The sequence below is a fragment of the Photobacterium indicum genome, assembly GCF_003026215.1.
Taxonomy (GTDB): Bacteria; Pseudomonadota; Gammaproteobacteria; order Enterobacterales; family Vibrionaceae; genus Photobacterium; species Photobacterium indicum.
Map to the genome: position 1 here is coordinate 24,154 of NZ_PYOC01000014.1, position 19,507 is coordinate 43,660.

Sequence of the window (19,507 nt, forward strand, 5' to 3'; positions counted from 1 at the left end):
TATTTTAGTTAATTGTTTTTTAATTGGCACAGTTATTGGATTAAGAGAACCAGAAGCTTGTTAACACCCACAAGCATTTACAGCCTCGCGCTCTTACAAATTTAATAACTGGATATACACCAATAACGAATTCATAACTGGGAAGAATAAAATGAAAAGCATTAATGAACTGATCAAGGAAATCAATGAACTAAAGTCTGAACTGCATGATAAAGATTTCTTATTAACGTGGGAGCAGAGCCCAGAAGAACTAGAGCGTGTATTAAAAACAGCGCAAGTTTTAAAAGCGATGCGCCAAGAGAATATTGCAACCAATGTATTTAATAACGGCTTAGGTATCTCTCTGTTCCGCGATAACTCAACGCGTACCCGTTTCTCTTATGCTTCAGCGATTAATATGTTGGGTTTGGCTCAGCAAGATCTTGATGAAGGTAAATCTCAAATCGCACATGGCGAAACCGTACGTGAAACAGCAAACATGATTTCATTTTGTGCCGATGCGATTGGTATCCGTGATGATATGTATTTAGGCGCGGGTAATGCCTACATGCGTGAAGTGGGTGCTGCACTAGATGAAGGCGTAAAAGAAGGTGTTTTACCGAGCCGTCCTGCATTAGTTAATCTTCAATGTGACATTGACCACCCGACTCAATCAATGGCAGATCTTGCATGGCTAGAAGAGCACTTTGGTGACTTGAATCAGCTTAAAGGCAAGAAACTTGCGATGACATGGGCGTACTCTCCAAGCTACGGCAAACCACTTTCTGTGCCACAAGGGATTATTGGTTTAATGACCCGTTTTGGCATGGACGTGACATTAGCGCATCCAGAAGGTTACGACCTTATTCCTGAAGTGGTTGAGCAAGCGCGTCAGAACGCTGAAGCATCTGGTGGTAGCTTTACTCAAGTAACGTCGATGGAAGAAGCGTTCGACGGTGCAGATATTGTTTACCCTAAATCATGGGCTCCGTATCAAGTGATGGAGCGTCGTACCGAGCTGCTTCGCGCACAAGACCATGATGGATTAAAGGCCCTTGAGCAAGAGTGCCTAGCACAAAATGCGAACTTCAAAGATTGGCATTGTACTGAAGAAATGATGACGAAAACCAAGGGCGGTGAAGCTTTATACATGCACTGTTTACCAGCTGATATTACCGGTGTTTCTTGTAAAGAAGGCGAAGTGGAAGAGGCTGTATTCGAGAAGTACCGTATTGCCACTTACAAAGAAGCAAGTTGGAAGCCGTACGTCATTGCATCGATGATCATGAACCGTAAATACCAAGAACCTGGTTTGGTATTACAGCAACTGCTTGATGAGTATAAAACTCGCGTTAAATAAGCTTTTATCCTTATCGCGGGGTAGTGTGTTCTTCGTTATCCCGCACTTCTTTTTATTCACATCAATGAGGTCTGATCGTGTCTATATTCTCTCTAAAAATGGAGATAGCAGATAACCGTCACTATAACGGTCAGCTGTCTTCTTTGTTCACCATTGATGAAGCGGAAAAAGCCCGTGCCTTCCATCAAAAAGTTGAAGGTTATCAACCAACACCGCTGCAATCCCTCGACTGTCTAGCCAAAGAGATAGGCGTTGGCAAAATTCTTGTAAAAGATGAATCTCACCGTTTCGATTTATGCGCATTCAAAATGTTAGGTGGGGCATATGCTATTGCTCGCTTGCTATGTGATGAATACCAACTTGATATTAATGTCTTTGATTTCGATACGCTCAAAAATGACATTAAAGAAAAGATGACATTCGCAACAGCAACCGATGGTAACCATGGACGCGGCGTGGCATGGGCAGCGAATAAGCTGGGTCAAAATGCAGTTGTGTATATGCCAAAAGGTGCGGCTGACGAACGCGTAAATAACATTCGCGCTTTAGGTGCTGAATGTATCGTTACCGACATGAACTACGACGATACCGTGCGATTAGCTATTAAGACAGCAGAAGAGAGCGGATGGAAAGTGGTTCAAGACACTGCATGGGAAGGTTACACCAAAATCCCAACATGGATTATGCAAGGTTATACAACATTAGCGGCAGAAGCCGTTGATCAAATGAAAGCCCACGCTGTTGCTAAACCAACACACGTGTTCTTACAAGCCGGTGTCGGTGCATTAGCGGGCGGCGTATTGGGTTACTTATGTGACCAATATGGCGCTGAAAATCTGCATTCTGTAGTCATTGAACCCGACCAAGCAGACTGTATTTACCGTTCAGGTATCAGCGCTGACGGCGGCATGGTGAATGTTGGCGGAGACATGGCAACCATTATGGTGGGGCTGGCGTGTGGTGAACCAAATCCATTAGGTTGGCCAGTATTGCGCGATTGCGCAACTCAATTTGTTTCTTGCCAAGATAGCGTAGCAGCACTCGGAATGCGCGTATTGGGTAACCCGTTAGGTGATGATCCCCGTGTGATATCTGGGGAATCAGGTGCAGTAGGTGCAGGCTTATTAGTTGCTGCTCATTACCATCCAGATCGTGAAGCATTAATGGCGAAATTGGGGCTGAATGAAGACTCTGTTGTGCTGCTAATCAATACCGAAGGTGATACTGATCCGGTGCATTACCGTGAAGTGGTATGGCAGGGCAAGCACCCGACGCTTTGATTGTTATTTTTGCTAATTAGCACAATTACGGCATCGAAAGTGCTCATTTATAGTCATAAATTCCGCGCTTTCTCTTTGTTCTAGCACTAATTAGCTTCAATAAAAAGCAAAGGTTACATCAATATATATTAAGAAAATTAATTAGCGTCCTGCGTGTGTCATCAATAGTGCAGGGTGCCTTGAAAATAGATCATGTCGGGTGTGATGACCACCACTCGACCCAAGGAGAATTACAATGACAATGAATATTCCTTTCAACACTGTTGTAGAAAAAGCTGAAGAATACCGCGCAGATATGACACGTTTCTTACGCGACATGATTGCGATTCCAAGCGAAAGCTGTGACGAAGAAAAAGTAGTGTTGAGAATCAAAGAAGAAATGGAAAAAGTGGGTTTCGACAAAGTTGAAATCGACCCAATGGGTAACGTACTAGGGTGGATTGGTCATGGTCCACATCTGATTGCGATGGATGCACACATTGATACTGTTGGTGTCGGCAACATGGACAACTGGGAATTTGACCCATACCAAGGCATGGAAAACGACGAAATTATCGGTGGTCGTGGTGCATCAGATCAAGAAGGCGGCATGGCTTCAATGGTTTATGCTGGCAAGATCATCAAAGATCTTGGTCTTGAAGATGAATACACGTTGTTAGTTACCGGTACTGTACAAGAAGAAGATTGTGATGGTCTTTGCTGGCAGTACATCATCGAAGAAAGCAATATTCGTCCAGAGTTTGTGGTTTCTACCGAGCCAACAGATTGCCAGATCTACCGTGGCCAGCGCGGACGTATGGAAATTCGTGTTGATGTAGCAGGGGTGAGCTGTCATGGCTCGGCACCAGAGCGTGGCGATAACGCTATCTTCAAAATGGGTCCAATTCTAAACCAACTTGAAGGGCTATCTCATAACCTAAAAGATGACCCATTCCTAGGCAAAGGCACACTGACTGTCTCTGAAATTTTCTTTACCTCACCAAGCCGTTGTGCAGTCGCAGATAGCTGTGCTGTATCTATTGACCGTCGCTTAACATGGGGCGAAACATGGGAAGGTGCACTTGACGAAATTCGTGCACTACCGGCAGTACAAGAGGCACAAGGTGTGGTGTCTATGTATGAATACAACCGCCCAGCTTACACAGGTTTGGTTTACCCAACAGAGTGTTATTTCCCAACGTGGGTGATCGATGAAGAGCATGTCGCAACTAAGACACTAGAAGCTTCTTACGAATTATTATTCGACAAGAAACCAAAGGTTGATAAGTGGACGTTCTCTACCAACGGCGTTTCTATTATGGGTCGTTACGGTATTCCTGTTATTGGGTTTGGCCCAGGTAAAGAGCCTGAAGCACACGCGCCAAACGAAAAAACGTGGAAAGATCACCTAGTAACCTGTGCAGCAATGTATGCCGTGATCCCACAGATGTATTTGAAGGAACTAGAAAAATAGAACCCTGATTTCAGGTACTGCTTTAGATTGATGTAACTGCGCAATGTCGGATGATGTTTTCTTCTAACAATAAGCGTTAAACGACATTGATACCGACTTCCGTCCCGAGGGTGTCAGTTCACTCTGCCTTAGAGAACTGACCACATATCCCCCTCGGGATGGCTTTATCGTTTGAGCTAGCGAATGCAACATAGAATCAGTCGATAAAAAATAACAAAATAGTGTAATAAATGGATTTGATACGAAAAGGACAACGTGATGAAACAGAGTATTCATTCTTCAAACCGTCCAGCCGACAACGATGGTCGTCCAACTTTGATCGTTAACGGTATTGTTGTAGACGCTCATAGCGAAAGTAAAAAACAGATTTTAATTATTGATGGCAAGGTAGCCAAGGTTGCTCATACCATCGATGATTATCCCAAAGGCACCAAAGTGATTGATGCCGTGGGATTATACGTGATGCCAGGTGGTATTGATGTACATACCCATTTCAATATTGATGCAGGGTTTACCCGTAGCATCGATGATTTCTATACAGGTACCCGATCGGCAGCTTGTGGTGGTACAACTATGGTTATCGATCACATGGGGTTTGGACCTAAAGGGTGTAACCTGCATCATCAACTTAGTGTTTATAAAGACTATGCTGGTAATAATGCCGTTATTGATTACAGTTTTCATGGCGTTATTCAGCATATAAATGACGAGATTCTTGCCGAAATGGCATCTATGGTCGAAGAAGAGGGTATTTCGAGCTTCAAGCTCTATCTTACTTATGGCTATAAATTAGATGATGATTCAGTACTGCGCGCATTAACGCAGTTAAATAAAGTGAATGCGCTAACAACGGTTCATCCAGAAAACGATGCTGCAATTGCATTACGTCGTACTCAACTGTTGGAAGCCGGCAAAACCGCCCCGAAATATCACGCCATAAGCCGTCCACTAGAGTGCGAAGCAGAAGCTATCGGTCGAATGATAAATCTTGCACGATTAGCCGATAATGCACCGTTATATATCGTCCACTTATCCAATGGATTAGGGCTGGACTACATTCGCTTAGCCCGCCAAAACAAACAACCGGTATGGGCGGAAACCTGCCCTCAGTATTTGTTATTGGATGAACGTTGTTATGAACGTGACGATGCATTGAAATTCATTTTAAGTCCACCATTACGACCAGTCGCAGAACGTGAAAAATTATGGCAAGGCCTTATGGATGGCAGTATTGATACCGTTGCGACTGATCATTGCTCGTTTACTTATCATGAGCAAAAACAACGCGGGAAAGACAACTTTAGTGCCTGTCCAAACGGAATGCCTGGCGTCGAAACGCGTATGCCATTGCTCTTCTCTGAGGGTGTGATGGCAGGGCGAATTACGCCAAGCCGTTTTGTGGAACTAACCAGTTATATGCCAGCAAAGCTGTTTGGATTATATCCACAGAAAGGCAGTTTTGATATTGGTGCTGACGCTGACATTGTGCTGTTTGATCCGAAAGAGAATGTCACAATCACACACGATTTATTGCACGACAATACCGATTACACCCCGTTTGAATCAATAGAAAGCCATGGCTGGCCAGTTATGACGTTGAGCCGTGGCAATGTAGTGGCGTGCATGGGTGAATTTATGGGGAAAGCTGGGAATGGCCGCTTTGTTCACCGCAAACCTTTCTCAACGCATCAAGCCGCAGAGAAAGAGTAAAACGGCAACTTCCCTTTAAAATTTTTAAACCTCAAGGAGGTAATATGAAACCCATAGCTGTAGTCGCCCTTGGCGGTAATGCATTACTGCGTCGTGGCGATGCACCCAGTTTTGACAACCAACTCGCGAACATCAAAGTCGCGGCAAAAGCCATTGCTGAAATAGCCAAAGAATACCAAGTTGCTATTGTTCATGGTAATGGCCCGCAAGTCGGTTTATTAGCGTTACAAAACCTAGCGTATGACAAAGTATCACCATACCCACTCGATGTGTTGGGTGCAGAAAGTGAAGGCATGATTGGCTATATGTTGGCGCAAGAGCTGCAAAATCTAATGCCTGAAACACAAGTGGCGAGTTTGTTAACCCGTATTGAAGTCGATGCCAACGATCCAAGCATGTTGGATCCTTCTAAGTTTGTTGGGCCTGTCTACAACGAAGAAGAAGCAGGTATCCTTGCAGAAGCCAATAATTGGATTATGAAACGAGATGGCGAATTTGTACGTCGTGTAGTGCCGTCACCCAAACCAATCAATATATTAGATAAGGTGTCTATCGATACTTTACTTGCGGCTGGGCAGGTCGTGATTTGTTGTGGTGGTGGAGGCATTCCTGTTTGCCGTGCAGAGGTGGGTTACCAAGGTGTAGAAGGCGTGATCGACAAAGATCTTTCAGCCACGTTATTAGCAAAGCAACTCAATGCCGATAAATTATTGATCTTAACCGATGCTGACGCTGTGTATTTAGATTGGGGTACTAATAACCAACGAGCACTGCGTAAGGCAACGCCTACAGAACTGAATGAATATGATTTTCCCGCCGGGTCAATGGGGCCAAAAGTCGAAGCAGCGACTGATTTTGCTACATTCGGTGGACGTGCCTATATAGGGGCGCTTGAAGAAGGATTAGAAGTATTGGCCGAACGCGCAGGTACATGCGTGAGTATGTAGGCCAAGTGCAGTGATGAGGAAAAGAGGTGGATATTGGCACTGTGCTTAACGTAGCTAATAAGCCTAATTCTTTCACATCACTGCTTTTCATGATCTGCGCCCACTCAAATTATTACCTCCAAGGGCGCATTTTTTTACCGTCAAAAAGGTAGAATATGATGAGCAATTGTTCTAAGGATATGACCTTACCCCCAGACCTTAAACTTAAGAAAGGGTCAGGGGCCATACGTACAAAATTCCCTATCTATTCCAATTCCCTACCACCTTGTAATCACGCCTGTCCTACCGGGAGTAATATACAAGAATGGCTATCCCTCGCTCAGTCAGAGCGATATGAAGATGCCTTCCAAGCATTAATCAAAAATAACCCAATGCCAGCGATCCATGGTCGTGTGTGTTACCACCCGTGCGAATCGGCGTGTAACCGTACCAACGTGGATCAAGCGGTGAGTATTCATGCCGTTGAACGTTATTTGGGTGACCAAGCGTTAGTCAATAATTGGCAAGTGCGTTTTCAGGCCGAGCCAACCGGTAAACGGGTATTAGTTGTCGGTGCGGGTCCTAGTGGTTTAGCGACAGCGTATCACCTCAAGCGTAAAGGGCATGAGGTTGAAATACGTGATGCAGCACCAATGGCGGGTGGCATGATGCATTTTGGTATTCCTGCGTACCGTTTGCCGCGTGATATTTTAGAGAATGAAATTGCACGCATCGAAGCCATGGGTATCAAGATTGTCTTGAATCACAAAGTGGAAGATTTACTGGCCGAGAAAGTGAAAGGGCAGTTTGATGCGGTTTTCCTAGCAATTGGCGCACACGTAGGTCGTGGTGTTGACATTCCGAACGATGAGCCTGAAAAAGTCAATGATGCGGTATCGTACTTACGCGATATTGAAATGGGCACTGCACCAGTATTAGGCAAACGTGTTGTTGTTTATGGCGGCGGGAATACCGCGATGGATGCAGCTCGAACTGCACGTCGTATGGGAGGCGATGTGATGGTGGTTTACCGCCGTGATCGTGCACACATGCCAGCCCATGATTTTGAATGCGTCGAAGCTATGGAAGAAGGTGTGACTTTCCATTGGCAACGAACCATCAAAGAAATAGATGGCACGACGTTTACACTGGAAAAAATGGCGATTGATGACAGTGGTCGTCCACAACCGACGGGTGAATTTGAAACGGTGGAAGCGGATTCATTGATTCTAGCGCTGGGTCAGAATATTGATACCAAACTGACCGAATCGATACCCTGTGTTGAACACAAACACGATGGAACCGTGATCGTAAATGAACAAATGATGACGGGTTACAAAGGGTTGTTTGCAGGCGGAGATATGGTACCGAGCGACCGCACCGTTACCATTGCGGTGGGGCACGGTAAGAAAGCGGCAGCGCACATTGATGCCTTCCTTAACCACCGTAGTTTTAACAAGATCAGCAAGCAACCACTGATCCGCTTTGATAAGTTACACCTGTGGTACAAAACCGATGCCGAGCAGAGCGAGCAGCCCGCGATTCCAGTGATCCAGCGTGCAACTTCATTTGATGAAGTAGTGGGTGGGTTAACCGAAGAAGAAGCCTTATACGAAGCGCAGCGTTGTTATTCTTGCGGTAACTGCTTTGAATGTAATGGTTGTTTGGGGGCTTGTCCGCATGGTGCAATTACTTATCTGGGGAAAGGTAAAGGCTACAAGGTGGATTACGACAAGTGCACTGGCTGTGAAGCCTGCTATTCCCAATGTCCTTGTCATGCGATCGAAATGGTCGCGGCACTAACGGAATAGGAGCTTATCATGACAACGAACAATGATCTTATCGCTAAAAATCTGTCAACAGAATCTGTTATGCACACCTGTGACGGTAACGAAGCCACGGCACATATTGCTTATCGTGTTAGTGAAGTGTGTGCTATTTACCCAATAACCCCATCTTCGACCATGGCGGAATTTGCCGATCAATGGGCAGCCGAAGATAAGCGTAATATTTGGGGTAATATTCCTCTTATTGCTGAAATGCAGAGTGAAGGTGGCGCAGCTGGTACCGTTCATGGCGCGCTACAAAGTGGAGCATTAACCACAACATTTACCGCCTCTCAAGGCTTAATGTTAATGTTGCCGAACATGTATAAAATTGCAGGGGAACTTACTTCTGCGGTATTCCATGTTGCTGCCCGTTCGTTAGCTGCACAGGGTTTATCTATCTTTGGTGACCATCAAGATATTATGGCTGCTCGAGGTACCGGTTTTGCGTTATTGGCGTCATCGTCGGTACAAGAAGCCCATGATATGGCGCTGGTGGCTCATGCCGCTACTCTGGATTCTCGTATTCCCTTTATTCACTTTTTTGATGGTTTTAGAACATCGCATGAAGTGAATAAAATCGAGGTGATTTCAGATGCCCATATCAGAGAAATGATCTCAGATAAGTTAGTTCGCGAACATCGGGAGAGAGGCTTAAGGCCCGATAAACCGTTTATTCGTGGTACGGCACAAAACCCAGATGTTTACTTCCAAGGTCGTGAAACGGTTAATCCGTTTTATGCTCAAACGCCTGCAATTGTGCAGCAATGTATGGATAAACTGGGAGAGCTAACAGGGCGTCATTATAAGTTACTGGAATTCCATGGCGCACCAGATGCTGAACATGTCGTAATTGCGATGGGATCTGGTGTTGAAACCATTAAAGAAACTGTCGAATATTTAGTGGCGCAAGGCAAAAAAGTGGGTGTATTACAAGTACGCCTCTATCGTCCTTTATCTGCGGAACATCTGTTGGCAGCATTGCCTGAAACAGTAACGAAAATTACGGTGCTTGATCGCACCAAAGAGCCGGGTGCCAATGCTGATCCGCTGTATCAAGATGTATTGACTGCTTTGATGGATAATCAAGATGTGTATAGCACTAAGCCTAACCAGATTATGCCGCGATTAGTGGCAGGTCGTTATGGATTATCCAGCAAAGAATTTACACCCGCGATGGTTAAAGCTATTTTCGATAACCTCGCACAAGATAAACCAAAGCATCATTTTACGGTCGGTATTATTGATGATGTGATGAACTCGCACCTTGAATACGATCCCGCTTTCGATATTGAATCAAACGACGTTGTTCGCGCTATGTTCTATGGACTTGGTGCCGATGGCACGGTTGGGGCCAATAAGAATACCATCAAGATCATCGGGGACGATCCTGATTATTTCGCGCAAGGTTACTTTGTGTATGACTCTAAAAAGTCAGGATCGCAAACAGAGTCACACCTGCGTTTTGGTCACCACCCAATTAATAGCCCGTATTTGATTCAATCGGCGAACTTTGTGGCGTGTCACCAATCAACGTTTGTTGAGAGCACAGACATGTTGGCGAAAGCCGCTGATAAGGCAACGTTCTTACTCAATACCACGGTTCCAGCAGACAAGGTGTGGGATAGTTTACCTGCCAGAATGCAGCAACAATTAATTGAGCGCCATATGAGCCTGCATGTTATCGATGCCTACAAAGTCGGACGTGATACGGGTATGGGAACGCGCATTAATACGATCATGCAAACCTGCTTTTTTGCGCTGTCTGGTGTGTTAGATAAAGACGTCGCCATTGCGAAAATTAAAAAAGCGATCGAAAAAACCTATGCGCGTAAAGGTCCTGAAGTGGTAAAGAAAAACTTCGCGGCGGTAGATCATACTTTGGCGCATTTATACCAAGTAGACGTTCAGCAGAAAGTAACAGCAACCAGCCAGCCTAAACCTGTTGTGTCAGAGCTGGCACCTGAATTTGTGCAGCAAGTGACAGCACAGATGATGGCAGGGAAAGGGGATTTAATTCCTGTTTCTATGCTCCCTGTCGATGGTACTTATCCGTCGGGTACTACTCAGTGGGAAAAACGTAACATTGCTCAGAAAATACCAGTTTGGGAGTCGCAAGAGTGTATTCAGTGCGGTAACTGTAGCATTGTCTGCCCACATGCTGCGATTCGTGCCAAGTTCTACGATAAGTCGATACTTGAGCAGGCTCCGGAAGGATTCAAATCGGCAGGTATTACTGCCCGTGGTTTCCCAGATACTCGCTATACCTTGCAGGTGTATGCCGAAGATTGTACCGGATGTACGTTATGTGTTGATGCTTGCCCAATGGTGATCGAAGAAGCGAGCGACGGGAAACCTGAACGCAAAGCGATAAACATGGAAATTAAAGCGCCGTATATGGAGCAAGAAAAGCAGAACCTTAGTTTCTTTGAAACCATTGCTTATAACGATCGCTCTCGTATTGATTTCTCTAATGTGCGTGGCGCGCAGTTCTTGCAGCCGTTATTTGAATTTTCGGGGGCGTGTTCAGGTTGTGGAGAAACCCCTTACCTTAAATTGATGTCTCAGTTATTTGGTGATCGCTTAATGATTGCTAATGCGACAGGGTGTTCGTCAATTTATGGGGGTAACTTACCCACCACACCATGGTCGAAAAATACGGATGGTCGTGGCCCTGCGTGGGCAAACTCTTTGTTTGAAGATAATGCCGAATTTGGTTTTGGTTTCCGATTAGCAGCGGTCAAGCAGCACGAGATGGCAGAGCAATTGCTGGTGGAAAATAAGGAATCGCTCGATTCTCAATTAGTCGATCAGCTTCTGCATGCCGATCAGCTTACCGAAAGCGATATTCAGAACCAAATTAAACGGGTTGATAAGCTAAAAGCACAGCTTAAAGCACTGGGTACAGAATCAGCCTTAAATCTAATATCGGTAGCCGACCAGCTTATTCGTCGCTCTATCTGGATAGTGGGTGGTGATGGTTGGGCATATGACATTGGCTCAAGTGGTTTAGATCATGTATTAGCCAGTGGTGCCGATGTTAACGTGTTGGTGATGGATACCGAGGTGTATTCAAACACAGGCGGCCAGATGTCGAAATCGACACCGTTAGGCGCGGTAGCAAAATTTGCCACTGCAGGTAAGCAAGCCACCAAGAAAGACGTCGCGATGCAGGCTATTTCTTACAACAATGTGTATGTTGCTCGAGTTGCCTTAGGTGCTGATCCGCAGCAGGTGTTGTTAGCGATGCGAGAAGCAGAGGCGTATCGTGGTCCTTCTATTATTATTGCCTACAGCCACTGTATTGCGCATGGCATTAATATGGAAGAGGGATTACATCAGCAGCAATTAGCGGTGAAGTCAGGGCACTGGCCGTTGTTCCGTTATAATCCGGACTTACGAGATGTTGATGAAAACCCATTCTCATTAGATACATTACGCCCGAGTATTCCATTGGCAGAGTATCGTTATAATGAAGCGCGTTATCAAATTCTTCGGAGAACGCACCCTGAAGTCGCTGCTGATATTACAGCCCGCGCACAGAAGGTGGCAGAGCGTAAATGGCAACTCTATGAGGAATTAGCGACTCGAAAACAAGGGTCAATTGCCCCTCATGTTGAGTTAGAAAATAATGACTAGATGTAAAGAGTAACTGCTTTTGCTAGCAAAGCCTGATGTTAGATTACATGTCTAACTATCAGGCTTTTTTATTTGGGGTAAATAAAGTAAATCAAAATGATAGTATTGAAAAAAGTGACTATCAATTTGATAAATTTCAAATGAAAGGTGAAATAGTCAACGGTAATACATTTGTTAGTGCAGAACTGCGATTACTGCGTTTTGATTAACGATTGATACGCATCTGGCGTATCAATATCTAAATATATTTCATCACATTTTAGACCGAGATACTTCACAGTATGCGCCATAATTAAGGGCTTCATTTTGCTGGTAATCGGTGCGTTTTTTATTATATCAATCATGTTCTTGGGTAATAAAACAGGGTGTCCAGGCTTGTTTAACGTACCGGGAAAGACGGTACATTGCCCCTTAAGTGCCCATACTTGCTGATAGATACTTGCGGGAATACACGGCATATCACCATGGCAAATAAAAAAATGTTCACTTTCTACATGTTCAATACCTACTTGAATGGAACTGAACATACCTTGTTGATAATGAGGGTTTACCACGACCAATACATTATCGTGACGACAATAATGTCTGACTAACTCTTCATGTCGATGACCCGCGACAACGATCACACGCGAACAAAAATGGAGTGCGTTTTCGATACTCTCATCAAGGATTGTATGCTGGTGGTAAGGTAGCATTAATTTCCAGTCACCCATTCGTGACGATAATCCAGCGGCTGGCATTACACAATCTAGATGCTTCTGTTTCATTGTCATTCAGTGCTCGTAATTAAAGTTATATAGCCATTAAGCGAAGTAAAGGTGTTGTTATGACCCCAAATAGTCTTTTTGCTCAGCCTTCGACCCCTTTTGTTATTGCCTTAGTGGGTGGGGGCGGTAAAACATCAACAGCATTTTGGTTGGCGCAAGAATATAAAAAGCGTGGTCATTGCGTATTCGTAAGTACGACCACCAAAATGTATTTACCAGAGAGGCATCAGGCCGACTGTTTTATTAGTCGTGCCGATTTGTTTAATAAAGATAGAGTCTTAAGAGCTGATAAATCAAACAATCAAATTGATAGCCTGCCTATTAGCTGTTCTTTACCCTTAAATCTTGAATCGTCTAAAAATGTGATGGAAACACCTTTACTATTATCACGACGTCAACCAAAAAAATCAGAGCCTTCTATCACTTTTTGCTATCAAGAAATAATAAATGAGACATCAGCAGCGGATAAAAAAAAGGTAGCAGGGATCACGCCAGAATGGATCGATAAACTAAAAAATGATTCGCCTTTCACAGTTTTTATTATTGAAGCTGATGGTGCTAAGTGTTTGCCAATAAAGGCACCTTCTGGGCATGAGCCTTGCATTCCTCTTAGTTCAGATATGGTAATTGGCGTTACAGGTGCAGAGGTTATTCATACTCAGGCAAGCCCCGAGAGAATTCATAGATGGAACGTATTCTCTGCACTGACTCAATGCTCGGAAGGTGATGATATGGATCACCGAGTATTTAGTCATTTGATTGCAGATCCACAAGGAATGTTTAAGCAAGCGCCCAAACATGCCATCAAGATTTGGTTAATAAATAAAGTAGACCTTGCGTGTTCTTATTCCACTGTAAAACAGTTGGCGGAAAGGGTCATAACAGACAACCAAAAACTTGATGAAATTTGGCTTGCAGCGATGTGTGATCATTCGCCAATAAGAGAGATTGTAACGAGGTAGTCGTATGGACCTCTTACAGATAATTAGAGGTTATATTTCATGAACATTTTTTCGCAGGCAGCTCAGTTAGAGCAACAGAATATTCCATTCGCTCTTACAAATATTATTGATACCAAAGGCTCTGCTCCTCGCCATTCAGGGCAGATGATTGTTAAAGCGGATGGGTCAATCATAGGCACTGTTGGTGGCGGTATGATTGAACGTTACGTTATAGAGCAAGCCATAGAAGCGCTACAAGAACGCAAGCCGCGTGTTGTTAAAGGCAGAATGACCCGTTCAGGTCCCGAAGCGATGGGAATGGATTGCGGTGGTGCAATGACAGTCTTCATTGATGTATTCGGATTACGCCCTGCGTTGTTATTAATTGGTGCTGGGCATGTAAACCGTGCTGTTGCCCATGCTGCCCATGTTTTGGGGTTTGATATTACCGTTGCCGATGCGTATGAAGAAAGCCTGTCAGAAGAACACTTCCCCGAAGGTACAAAGCGTGTATTGGGTAAAACGATGGATGATGCCATCGACCAACTTACGATTGATAAAAACAGCTTTGTAGTGATAGCCACCAATCATCAAGACCAAGATGCGATCACGAAAGTAGTGGGGTGTGACACCCAATATATAGGTTTAATGGCAAGCCGTCGCAAAGTACAAACCTTATTTACCCACCTACGTAAAAGCAATGTGAGCGAAGCCCATATTCAAGCGATCCATTCCCCCATTGGATTTAATATCGGTGCAGAAACGCCAGATGAAATTGCCATTAGTATTATGGCTGAGGTGTTAAAAGTTCAACACCAGTCAGCGGGTGGATTAATGAAGGATGATACCCGCGTGAATCGTAATAAATTAGTATTAATCCGTGGTGCGGGAGATATTGCTACAGGCGTTGCTGTGCGTTTACACAATTCTGGCTTCAAAGTAGTGATGACGGATATTGCCCAGCCAACAGTCATTCGTTGTACCGTTTCTTTTGCTCAATGCTTATATGGCGACTCGGTAGAGGTTGAAGGTATTACAGCCCAGAAAGCACGAAGTTGTGAAGAGGTTTTTACAGTCCTAGAGCAGGGGAATATCCCTGTAATGGTGGATCAAGAATGCTGTTCACTTAATAACCTTAAACCTACTTTTGTTGTTGATGCGATTTTGGCGAAACGTAATCTTGGTACGACTAAAGATATGGCACCCGTCACGGTAGCGTTAGGTCCCGGTTTTAATGCGGGTGTTGACTGCGATGCAGTGATCGAAACTAACCGTGGGCATTACTTGGGGCGCGTGATTTATCACGGTGAAACACAAGCCAATACGGGTATACCGGGTAATATTGCGGGTTATACCCATCAACGGGTTCTTCGTGCACCTTGCAACGGTATTATGCACAACCATGTATCACTGGGTGACATTGTTGAAGAAGGTGATGTTATCGCACATGTTGCAGATAGCCCTGTAGTGTCTCCATTAAGTGGCATGGTAAGAGGGCTATTGAATGAAGGGCTCACCGTAACCGAAGGATTCAAAATTGGTGATATCGATCCTCGTGGTATAGAGGCAGATTTCACGACGGTTTCAGATAAAGCACGTGCCATTGGTGGCAGCGTACTGGAAGCCATGTTGCACCTAGAGCAGACGATATTGAGTTAGCGCAAGGTGAGTAAGGGTACCCACCTTAGCAAAAATTTTTGAAGGAGAGGGCGACGTTATGAAAATCAAAGGATATGTTCATCACTTCATTACTTGTTTCGTATTTTTTACGGTGGCAGCTATTGCTTTAAAAGGCTTTTTTATGCCTGAACACACAGGTGTACTGCTCATTGATACGGGACTAATACCAGCAATGTATGTTGAACCCATAACGTTCGCTTTTCCTTTTGCGTTAACTGTCTGTGCATTGCTTGCGTATGTTGACATAGTGAGTCTTAAACCCACTATTTTTTGCCTTGCTTTATATACATTTTTAGCAGGGTTAGCAATTCAACAAGGACTAAATCTAGACTGTAATTGCTATGTGGCAGGTTCGTTAGAATCAGCCGTTTATCGAGAATTAGAACCCCAGTTTTACATTATATTACTCGTTATTATTGTTACCAGTGCCTTGCATATATTCAATACACGGCATTCGAAACAGAACCAGCCTTATATGGTGTAACTCCTATTTTACAATAACTTAGAAGGTATCGTTATGCATATACATAAACACTCGTCTATGCCTTGCCGCCGCGGCTTTTGGTTGAACGTCTTCATTCTTGGATCGGCGATATTGCTGTTATTGTATTAGTGGGAAGATTCATCCGAACAACTAAATTCGATAATGTGTCATGGCGGTCTTTTTCGTTTCTAAACTGATATTGAGTAAGTGCTTGCTTTAAATGGCTAGTTCAATACCCAGTCCCCCTTCGTTAATTTGTGATGCACCCCAAAAAAAGCACCCGCTTACTTGTTAAATTAAAGTTATTGTTATATCCATAAGTAATAGTGACCAAGTTGCAGTGCGTTTCGGTGCTTAAGTGGAGTTTGAATGAGCAAGTTTTTGATAATAGAAGACAGTAAAGTGATGGCAGAGGTACTAGCTCAAATTATTCGAAAATGCATTACTCCTAAGGAAATTATGAAATGTTCAACCATTGAGTCTGCGCATAAGGTCCTCTTGAATTCAAAAGAAAACATAACAGGCATTTTTTTAGATTTAAACATAGAAAAGCGTCTTGATGGATTAGAACTTTTAGCCTTCATTCGCAATAATTACCCCACAATACCGATTTCTATAATTACGTCTGAAAGTGATACTGAAACAGTAAAACGTACTCTTTTATGCAAACCTCAAGATTATTTAATAAAGCCATTATCTGTTGCTAAAGTTAAACGAAGCATATTGAAATTTGAAGAAAACAAAAAATACAAACAAAAGATGACTTAATAGCCAATCACAGGGAATTGTATGTTTAACGCAAAAGAAATAATCAATGAGTTAATTGTCGATACTGTTTTACCAATAAAACCTGATTTAATTGGCAATGATATAATTAAAGGTTTAATCGAAATTGATCCTATTTCGTTACAATACGTTCCGCCTGAATGGCAATGTAATGAGCTATGCATGTTAGCCGTAGGAAAAAATGGAGTCTCTTTACAATTCATAGCAATGACACTAAGGAGTGAAGATGTTTGCAGAATAGCCGTTGGAAATAATGGATTGTCTTTGCAGTATGTGCCTGAAAAAGTTAAGAGTTTTCATCTTTGCGAGCTAGCACTTGATAATAATCCAGATGCAATTCAATTTGTATCTGATAAATACATTACAGAGTTACTTTTACTAACATTAGTGAAGAGGAAAGGAAGAGTATTAGCATATATTCACAAGTCTTATAAAACGTCAGAACTATGCAGGGAAGCTGTTAAGAATGACTTATGGGCTATATCTTCTGTACCTGTAGAATTGAGATGCTATGACATTTGTTTTGATGCAGTCAGTCGCTATGGTTTAGCTATACAGTTTGTACCTAGTGATGTCATTGATATCTATATGGCGATTGCCGCTGTAGAGCAAGACCAACGTGCAATAGAATACATTTCAGATGAATTCAAAACATTAAGTCTCTGTGTAACAGCAGTACAACGAGACGGCGATTTACTTGAGTTTATACCCTTTGAGAATAAATCATTTGAACTGTGTATTATCGCGCTCAAAAACAAGCCTGCTGCAATTAAATTTGTGCCAGATATGGTACGACAAAAAATCTGCCATAAATATGAAATAAATAAAAACGATTCACCTGAGTTAATTGAGATTGCACTCATTGTTCCGAAGGATGAATAATTCTTCCAGAGTTATATAGCTTATGCGGGCTAATTGACTTGGTGAACCTACTTTTTTCTATGACAACCTGCAGGCTTTTTGAACCCCGCCACGATCCATTAAATTATCAACAACCTAGTTGTGAGAAGAAAACATAAAAACAGCGAGCTATTTTCGTTTCGCTCAAGTTTAGCCCACTATTATTTGCGAGTTATTAGAGGCGTTATGTTTTCTAGCGAACTAAGAAGTATGTATCTTCTATAATTAAATTGTTCAAAAAACAATGCATCCCTAGGGGCAAGTAGTCTGATTGTTCCGTGGATGAATAATCAATTATGAGGGTAAGGGCTATGCATTTAGCTGATATTGTACAAAGAGGTTGGGAAGCAGTAGGTGCTGGAGATTTTGATACGTTAGTGGCTGACTACGCAGAAGAAATGGTTTTCATCATGCCGGGGCAAACGGATATTTTAGAAGGACGAGCTGCGTTCCGCTCTGCTTTGGATTGTCTTGGCGAGCTCCTTCCTCCTGGTTTTGAAATAACAGAGTTGCGACAAATTGAAGGTGAAGATGAAGTCATCTCGATTGTTGGTTGGAAGTCTGAGAAAGTATCTGGCTCTCAGTTTTCAGTGTTATTTAAGTTTGTCGACGGGAAAATTCACGAGGAAAGGTGGTTTGTTGACACTGAACAGTGGAATGCTGCTTTTTGATACCACAAGAGAAACATAACCAAAAGGTCAAGTTGACGCATTTTACTCCACAGTTTTGGTGTGGGGTTTAGTGCGTTATATGCCATCGTTGATTCGTCCTATGAGTAGCTTGGAGGACGACTACCTTTCATCAATAAATCTAGCCTTCTTTGAGCTTGTTTCGGTTTGTCTAAGTCTATTGTTTCAATCATTTCACATTCATCTCTAATCATTTCTGGTACGAGGCTAGGGTAATGACGGCAGTCTTCAGGTCTATCTAAGTAGATGCTGCATGTATATTTATTTGGGGCAAGAGAGTTTATTTTGAGTGAAAGCTCAAGAAAGGGGCATTTTGTAAGTCTTGTTCCTGATTCAGGCTCGAACCATATCTCACCATTTTTAACGAATTTGAAGATTTCTGGGTTAAATATTTCCCATAGATCAATTTCATCTTTTGTCGCCGAAAGATCACCACCTCCGTATTTGATGCAACATTTACCGCATTGATTACAATCTTTCATAATTCGCCAATTAGCAGGGTTTGCGAAGCTGTATTGTACCATCAATGGTATTTTTAATTATCTGTGTATGTGATGAAACCATAAGACTTATAGGTGACTTAAGTGTCTACATGTTTGCACAAAAATGTTTCCGACCTTATTGACCCATGGATAGAAAACGCGATTAAGTAGTTGTGAACTGCGCCTAACAGATAAGGATGTGTGTCGCGAAGCCAGCACCTATCATATAACAAATAGCGATTAACTGTTACCAATCACTTGGCTTCATATTGAAAATAAAGATGCTTTCAACGTGAAAGCATCTAAAGTTTATTTTTGTTCTTCTTCAATGATTTGCTTTTTCAGTTCCTTTACAAAACGAGATAAACGCACAGATTCAGCCGCAGTACTAAAATATTCATTATCAGTAAATGCCCAACTTTCGTCGTTCCAATAGACATTTCTGCATGTTGGGTTTAATGGGTCAAAAACAACTTCACAATCACCAAAGGGATTACTGGCTGAACGAACTCGTGTGATTAAGCAGTCGTGAGGGTTTACCCATATCCAACGTCCTGCATAAACTGTAGGGCGAAGCGCCATTTTTATCCTCCTTAAGTTAAATG

The 19,507-nt window shown here is 43.1% G+C and carries 16 protein-coding genes; 13 read left to right on the forward strand and 3 right to left on the reverse strand.

Annotated features, from left to right (window positions below; translation table 11 throughout):
* Nucleotides 1-151 precede the first annotated feature (151 nt).
* The 7 genes from ygeW to nifJ all read left to right on the forward strand — a co-directional run bounded on the left by ygeW (nt 152) and on the right by nifJ (nt 12,173).
* On the forward strand, nt 152-1,339 hold the full coding sequence (gene ygeW / locus C9J47_RS23345; protein ID WP_006232009.1) for a knotted carbamoyltransferase YgeW: 1,188 nt from the start codon (nt 152-154) through the stop codon (nt 1,337-1,339).
* A gap of 77 nt (nt 1,340-1,416) precedes the next feature.
* Nucleotides 1,417-2,619 (forward strand): diaminopropionate ammonia-lyase, encoded by a 1,203-nt coding sequence (gene dpaL / locus C9J47_RS23350; RefSeq protein ID WP_107255648.1) that lies wholly within the window; start codon nt 1,417-1,419, stop codon nt 2,617-2,619.
* A gap of 235 nt (nt 2,620-2,854) precedes the next feature.
* The gene (locus tag C9J47_RS23355; RefSeq protein ID WP_006232007.1) at nt 2,855-4,072 is read left to right on the forward strand and encodes a YgeY family selenium metabolism-linked hydrolase; all 1,218 of its coding nucleotides are present in this window, start codon (nt 2,855-2,857) and stop codon (nt 4,070-4,072) included.
* A 258-nt stretch (nt 4,073-4,330) separates the two neighbouring features.
* Nucleotides 4,331-5,782 (forward strand): dihydropyrimidinase, encoded by a 1,452-nt coding sequence (hydA, locus tag C9J47_RS23360; RefSeq protein ID WP_107255649.1) that lies wholly within the window; start codon nt 4,331-4,333, stop codon nt 5,780-5,782.
* Nucleotides 5,783-5,826: 44 nt separating this feature from the next.
* Nucleotides 5,827-6,729: a carbamate kinase gene (arcC, locus tag C9J47_RS23365; RefSeq protein WP_006232005.1), complete on the forward strand. Its 903-nt coding sequence runs from the start codon at nt 5,827-5,829 to the stop codon at nt 6,727-6,729.
* Between the two features lie 155 nt (nt 6,730-6,884).
* Entirely contained in the window at nt 6,885-8,519 is a 1,635-nt protein-coding gene (locus C9J47_RS23370; RefSeq protein WP_170107568.1) for an NAD(P)-binding protein, read from the forward strand.
* A gap of 9 nt (nt 8,520-8,528) precedes the next feature.
* Nucleotides 8,529-12,173 carry a pyruvate:ferredoxin (flavodoxin) oxidoreductase gene (gene nifJ / locus C9J47_RS23375; RefSeq protein WP_107255651.1) on the forward strand — a complete coding sequence of 1,215 codons (3,645 nt, stop codon included), beginning with the start codon at nt 8,529-8,531 and terminating at the stop codon, nt 12,171-12,173.
* 191 nt (nt 12,174-12,364) lie between these two features.
* On the opposite strand, the gene mocA is transcribed toward nifJ, so the two are convergent.
* Nucleotides 12,365-12,946 (reverse strand): molybdenum cofactor cytidylyltransferase, encoded by a 582-nt coding sequence (mocA, locus tag C9J47_RS23380; RefSeq protein WP_107255652.1) that lies wholly within the window; start codon nt 12,944-12,946, stop codon nt 12,365-12,367.
* A 53-nt stretch (nt 12,947-12,999) separates the two neighbouring features.
* Here mocA and yqeC point away from each other — a divergent pair, with 53 nt between their 5' ends.
* The 6 genes from yqeC to C9J47_RS23410 all read left to right on the forward strand — a co-directional run bounded on the left by yqeC (nt 13,000) and on the right by C9J47_RS23410 (nt 18,402).
* On the forward strand, nt 13,000-13,902 hold the full coding sequence (yqeC, locus tag C9J47_RS23385) for a selenium cofactor biosynthesis protein YqeC (protein ID WP_107255653.1): 903 nt from the start codon (nt 13,000-13,002) through the stop codon (nt 13,900-13,902).
* 39 nt (nt 13,903-13,941) lie between these two features.
* Nucleotides 13,942-15,540 (forward strand): selenium-dependent molybdenum cofactor biosynthesis protein YqeB, encoded by a 1,599-nt coding sequence (gene yqeB, locus C9J47_RS23390; RefSeq protein WP_107255654.1) that lies wholly within the window; start codon nt 13,942-13,944, stop codon nt 15,538-15,540.
* A 58-nt stretch (nt 15,541-15,598) separates the two neighbouring features.
* A complete protein-coding gene (locus C9J47_RS23395) occupies nt 15,599-16,045 on the forward strand; it encodes a MauE/DoxX family redox-associated membrane protein (RefSeq protein ID WP_107255655.1) in 447 nt (148 codons plus the stop codon).
* 369 nt (nt 16,046-16,414) lie between these two features.
* Nucleotides 16,415-16,813, forward strand: a complete 399-nt coding sequence (locus C9J47_RS23400) for a response regulator (protein ID WP_107255656.1) — start codon at nt 16,415-16,417, stop codon at nt 16,811-16,813.
* Between the two features lie 21 nt (nt 16,814-16,834).
* Complete coding sequence (locus tag C9J47_RS23405) at nt 16,835-17,713, forward strand: DUF4116 domain-containing protein (RefSeq protein WP_107255657.1); 879 nt, start codon at nt 16,835-16,837, stop codon at nt 17,711-17,713.
* A 329-nt stretch (nt 17,714-18,042) separates the two neighbouring features.
* Complete coding sequence (locus C9J47_RS23410) at nt 18,043-18,402, forward strand: nuclear transport factor 2 family protein (RefSeq protein ID WP_107255658.1); 360 nt, start codon at nt 18,043-18,045, stop codon at nt 18,400-18,402.
* A 98-nt stretch (nt 18,403-18,500) separates the two neighbouring features.
* On the opposite strand, the gene C9J47_RS23415 is transcribed toward C9J47_RS23410, so the two are convergent.
* Nucleotides 18,501-18,902: a YkgJ family cysteine cluster protein gene (locus tag C9J47_RS23415; RefSeq protein WP_107255659.1), complete on the reverse strand. Its 402-nt coding sequence runs from the start codon at nt 18,900-18,902 to the stop codon at nt 18,501-18,503.
* 309 nt (nt 18,903-19,211) lie between these two features.
* The gene (locus C9J47_RS23420; RefSeq protein ID WP_107255660.1) at nt 19,212-19,484 is read right to left on the reverse strand and encodes a hypothetical protein; all 273 of its coding nucleotides are present in this window, start codon (nt 19,482-19,484) and stop codon (nt 19,212-19,214) included.
* Nucleotides 19,485-19,507 lie beyond the last annotated feature (23 nt).